Annotated in this window: 5 protein-coding genes and 1 pseudogene; 2 read left to right on the forward strand and 4 right to left on the reverse strand. The window is 47.2% G+C overall.

Annotation, left to right across the window (positions count from 1 at the left end; translation table 11 throughout):
• A pseudogene (locus NDA06_RS26115) lies at window positions 1–94 on the forward strand (IS5/IS1182 family transposase); the annotation flags it as partial.
• 1 nt (window position 95) lies between these two features.
• On the opposite strand, the gene NDA06_RS26120 reads toward NDA06_RS26115, so the two are convergent.
• The gene (locus tag NDA06_RS26120; RefSeq protein ID WP_190986830.1) at window positions 96–275 is read right to left on the reverse strand and encodes a hypothetical protein; all 180 of its coding nucleotides are present in this window, start codon (window positions 273–275) and stop codon (window positions 96–98) included.
• 575 nt (window positions 276–850) lie between these two features.
• On the opposite strand from NDA06_RS26120, the gene NDA06_RS26125 reads away from it, so the two are divergent.
• Window positions 851–1,522: a DUF4214 domain-containing protein gene (locus NDA06_RS26125; protein WP_190678377.1), complete on the forward strand. Its 672-nt coding sequence runs from the start codon at window positions 851–853 to the stop codon at window positions 1,520–1,522.
• A gap of 289 nt (window positions 1,523–1,811) precedes the next feature.
• Here the strand turns inward: NDA06_RS26125 and egtD are convergent, their stop codons facing one another.
• The 3 genes from egtD to egtC form a co-directional block, all read right to left on the reverse strand.
• Window positions 1,812–2,861: an L-histidine N(alpha)-methyltransferase gene (gene egtD, locus NDA06_RS26130; RefSeq protein ID WP_190986831.1), complete on the reverse strand. Its 1,050-nt coding sequence runs from the start codon at window positions 2,859–2,861 to the stop codon at window positions 1,812–1,814.
• A 500-nt stretch (window positions 2,862–3,361) separates the two neighbouring features.
• Window positions 3,362–4,651, reverse strand: coding sequence for an SUMF1/EgtB/PvdO family nonheme iron enzyme (locus NDA06_RS26135; RefSeq protein WP_190986841.1), 1,290 nt, complete (start codon window positions 4,649–4,651; stop codon window positions 3,362–3,364).
• Window positions 4,641–5,286, reverse strand: a 646-nt coding sequence (gene egtC / locus NDA06_RS26140; RefSeq protein WP_348251933.1) for an ergothioneine biosynthesis protein EgtC, incomplete at its 5' end; no start/stop codon positions are given. The genes NDA06_RS26135 and egtC, both read right to left, overlap by 11 nt.

The following is a 5,286-nucleotide window of genomic DNA, read 5'->3' on the forward strand; positions in this document are numbered from 1 at the left end:
TTCGGGACGCTCTCGCACTCGTAGAAAGCGGTTTGGCTTACGCTTCAACTTGATTGCGGGACTGTTGAACTACGAACTGGCACATACTCACTGATTCATGCAGGAGGTCTATTCAGTACTTCGGCTGGAGCATCTACCTGATACAGGTCAATACAGCAGCCGCACCCTTCGTTATTGGACAAATATCGGATCTTGCCTTTCCACTTCTTAATCCATTCCTTAACTAACTCTTGTTCGGGTGTTTTAGCATCAACACAAATGCTGGCTTTCGGCATTGAGATTTTCTCCAGTCAGAGGAATAGATAATACTGAACTGATAAAGCTTTGAGAAGTAAAAGTTCTACACAAAATCGGTCGTTATTTTTTGCTGTTTCATTGGGTCTGCCTTTATCTAGCAATCCTAAATGGTTTCTGAATGAGAGATCCCCGACTTCGAGAGAGAAATCGGGGATCTAAACCGTTGGCATTTAACCGCTTAAGGATTACTATCTGCTAACCGGATGCGATCGCTCTCATCTGGCTGTCGTTCCTTGTCCAGTTGAAAAGCTCGCCTTTTCCCAATTTTAGGGTTAGCAGCGGGAACAAAATTAGACGATTTGCGATCGTATTTATTTATCTAGCTTAATCCGGTATCCGCGCGATCGCTATGCCAGAGATTTTCCAGTTGTCTTAAGGCGGTTCTCTGAACTCGACCTTGGCTTGTTTCGAGGAAAATTTCTCTGGCGAAATTTAACCGATCTCACCCAATTGGGTTATTCCATCGTAGGAAGTTGAGACCCGGAAAATAGAGCGAATATATGCCACAAAGAAAAATATTCTCTGACTTTTAAATTTCCTTGAGGGGAAAATTATGAAAATTGGAATGCACACCACAGCACGCTCTCTCAGGTCTGCTGCTACGGTTACTGTATTATCTGCACTGATAATTGCTCCAGTCGTCCTATCAGCAAATCCTGCGGCTGCTGAGCCTGACAGAGGACGGAGGGAGCAAACCTGTTTTTTGGGGATTTGTTGGGATCGAGGAGAGTCGTCAAGGCAAGACGATTATGACCGAGATGATGACTATCGACGCGATCGCCGTAACGACGATTATGACTATCGACGCGATCGCCGGAATGACGATTATGACTATCGACGCGATCGCCGTAACGACGATTATGACTATCGACGCGATCGCCGGGATGGCAGTTATGACTATCGCCGCAATCGGTCAAACGTTTACAACAGCATTAATCGGATTTATCAAAATGTGTTAGGTCGTCAGGCGGATAATCGTGGACTGAGGATGTATAGACAACGGGTAGAATCCGGTTGGTCACTGGAGAAAGTCCGTCGTGACATTGCTGACAGTTCAGAAGCAGAACAAGCGATTAACCGACTTTATCAAACTGAGCTAGGTCGTAATGCCGATCGTGAAGGATTAAGAACCTACAAAAGACGTTTAGCAGATGGTTGGTCGCTCAATCGAGTCCGTCAGGATATTTCTAGAAGTCGAGAAGCTAGATCGAGAAGAGGTCAATAAACTTTTCTCTAGCGACCCTAAATGATTCGTGAAGACAAGATCCCCGACTTCTCTATCGAAGTTGGGGATCTGAATTGCTTGCTCATAACTTTTAGACAAGCGAGCAATGATGTGGGTGATGAAATAAGCGGGATTAATTATTTGTAGGATGTGTTAGCTTTCTTTGTAAACCATGCAGGTGTTAGGTTTGCTGGCGTTTCCTAACCTAGGAAAATCTCTCTCCCCTCAATTCATGTTCCCTTCTCCGTTGACGAGGAGGGGTTAGGGGAGGGCTTCCACTGTCCTGCTGTCAACTGGTAGGCGGTTGTAGTTGACAAAGCAATAAACTAAACCACTGATTCGGATCGCTCCAAACTTGCAGTGTTTTTAAACCTCTTGTCTGAAGTTCCTGTTGCAGGGCGTCGAGGTTAAATTTGCGAGAAATTTCCGTTAAGATAGTCTCGCCGCTTTCAAATTCAATCGTTAAATTGAGGGCGTTAAGTTTGACAGTTTGCGATCGCATACTCCGCAGATGCATCTCAATCTGATCTTCGGATTCGTTATAAAACGCCCAATGTTCAAACTGAGAAGGGTCAAAATTGCCATCAAAGCGGCGATTCAGGTGGTGCAGGATATTCAGATTAAACGCCGCGGTCACGCCTTGGCTATCGTTATAGGCTGCATCCAACAAATGTTTTGGTTTTTGCCGGTCTATTCCGAGTAAGAAATACTCGCCCACTTCCAGAGCCTCGGCAATTTGGGTGAAGAAGCGATCGCATTCTTGAGAATTTAAATTACCCAAGGTGCTACCCAAAAAACAGATCGTTCGACTAGGCAATTGCGTCGGTGCCAGTCGTGTCAATGCCAATTCATAAGTGCTGGCTAAAGCGTGAACCTGGAGGGAGGGATAATCAACTAGCAATTCCCTGGCACTACTTTCTAAAATGCCAGCACTCACGTCAATTGGCAGATAGCGCAGTGGGTAGCCGATTTCTTGGTAGGCATCTAGCAGAATCCGGGTTTTTGTTGAGCTACCGCTTCCCAGTTCTACCAGTTCGCTTTCCCCCGTCAACTGAGCAATTTCACCCGCGCACTTTTGTAAAATAGCTGTTTCTGTGCGCGTTAGATAATATTCAGGTAACTCACAAATTTGCTCAAATAGTTGGGAGCCTTTGTCATCGTAGAAATAGCGCGGCGTCAGAGATTTGGGAGTCTCACTTAAACCCTTCACAACATCAGTTCCGTCAATTTCTTGATTTTGTAACTGTGCCGTGGCGCTGAGTAGATGCTCTATCTGCAAGCGTTTTTCTATCGTAGATTGGGAAGCAGTTTTACCGCTTGCAGTTTTAGAAATTGTCATTTATCCTCCGTTTGTGTGGGCGCGAACAGCCGAATCATTGCGGCATCCGCTTTTACGCGATCGCGAGGGTCAAAATAGTTGGCTATAACCGTCAGCTAGTGAAACACAAAGCTATATTGAATAAAATCATGCCTGAGCTAGATGTATTTAGACTCAGGCTACTTGTTATACATTTTCCTGATAAATCGGCAGCTTATTTCAGTAAATAAAAAATCGGGCTGTGTTGATACATGATTGAAACGCCATGTACCACTATTTCTTAGCTCCTAATTTAGCGGGGGTTGGGGGAATCGAGTCAAGCAAATTCGGTCAGATTCCCCTAGCTCCCATCAATTAGAGGGAGAAATACCGATTGGATGCAGTACGGTTTAACCCCACCCAGCTCTTCCCCATTTACCCAGAGAAGTTCAATATTCTCCCCTCTCCGTTCACTGAGAGGGGCTGGGGGTGAGGTTCCGAGTGTGTCTATTGCACTTGAATGAAAACCGCTATAGATATAGCTACTTCGCACAGCGAAATCCAGACAAAATCTGACGGACGCTCGGATAATACCAGTTGCGGAAGCTAGAGCGCAAAGCGGCGGGACGAGTCGCCCAGCTACCACCTCTCAATACCTGATGCTCTCCATCAAAATAAGTCTTGGAATAACCAACGTAAGGGTAACTGACAAAACCGTCATAGCCATCAAAGCAGGTAGAAGTCCACTCCCAGACATTGCCGAGCATATCGTAGCAACCATAGGCACTCTGCCCAGAGGGATAAGCATTTACGGGTGTGGTTTGCCCTGCCGAGTTGTCGTGGTTACATCGCAGGGCATCTGGCTCCGCCTCGCCCCAAGGATATGTGCGACGACGCAGTGCGATCGCATCCCAACTGGCTGCTTTTTCCCACTCTGCCTCGGTTGGCAGTCGCTTCCCCACAAATCGGGCATACGCTTGTGCCTCGTACCCGGAAACGCCGCAGACTGGATGATTATCCCAAGCTGTGTCAGGTGCCCAGTATAGGGGCTGATTCACGGGATTTTCTTGCAGCCATTTCCACCCAGCTTCTGTCCACCATCGGGCATTTTGATATCCTCCCGCTTCCATAAACGCCCGGTACTGTCCGCAAGTGACGGGATAACGGTCAATCCAGTAGGTATCCAAGTAAACTCGGTGAACTGGACGCTCGTTGTCTAAAGCTTCGATGGACTCGTTGCCCATCTCAAACTCACCCGCCGCAATTTCAACCATCTCCTCTAAGATGGGGTGATTGCACGTTTCCGGTAGGTTAGCACGACTTCCTACGTGGAATTGGGCGTCTCGACGCTGTAATTGCAGCACGAAAGAGATAGTTTCACTATGCTGGCTCTCATGCTGGATTAACCAGCGCCAAAGACGTTCTTGCTCATCTAAAGGCGCGACTTCCAGGTAATCGAATACCTGTTCTCTGACTGCGTGCAGATAGCAGCGAATTTCAGTGAGCAGGGGTAAATAAACCCGTTGCATTTTGGGTAAGCCATCAGCCGCAAATAAGCGTTGATAATGGGCGATCTCTTGTCCCCCCTTTCCAAAGGGAAGTTCGAGCGTTTTACCCGCACTACGAACTAGCAGCCACAAAGCCTCGGTGTAGGCAATGTGGCCTAAATGCCAGCCAATCGGGCTAAAGTCGGGATGCACCTGACGACAGAAGGTGTCGTAGTTGATGCCTTCAAACAGTGCTAGAGTACCGGCACGGCAGCGCTGCATCGATTGTTTGATTTGTTGCCGCCGCTCATCAAGGGTACTCGCTCTGGCTACTTCAGAGTTGATGGATTTGAACTTCAAGGTCTTCTCCCACACTAATCATGCTTTGTTCGGGGAACCCGATCCAGTTGCCAGTAAACAATGGTTCAGATGCGATCGCTACTGCTTCTGGAAAGATAGGATCGTCCCGCAGCCAATACAGTGAGGGAACATTTGTTCCCTGAGCAAAGCGCGAGGCAACCATGCGATGTCCATCTGTGACAATTATGTTGGCAGAGATTGGTGTGTGGTAAGCATCCGCTAACTCGGTTAAAGTCATCAACGTTTTGTACAGTGCTTTTTCCAAGCTCATCCCAGGGTTAGATGCCAATTCATTCAGGAATAAGGCAAACATATGCTCGGAGTCTGTCGTGCCGTCAATAGATTGGTAAATTTCATCGCTCAGTCGGCTCCGAATCGGTTTATACAGTGTCTTGCGAAAGTTTTTGATCGCACCATTGTGTGTGAACAAGAGACGCTCGGAACGAAACGGCTGGCAGTTACTCAAATCTACTGACTGACCAGTAGTAGCGCTGCGAACATTGGCAAGGACGCATCCCGACTCAATATAACGGCTGAGGTTGGAGACATTCGTATCACCCCAAATGGGCAGCAAATTTTTGTAGATAAAGGGGTCGGTCTCTTTTTGGGCGTGATACCAG

Source organism: Trichocoleus sp. ST-U1 (genome assembly GCF_039961835.1).
Lineage (GTDB): Bacteria > Cyanobacteriota > Cyanobacteriia > Cyanobacteriales > FACHB-T130 > FACHB-T130.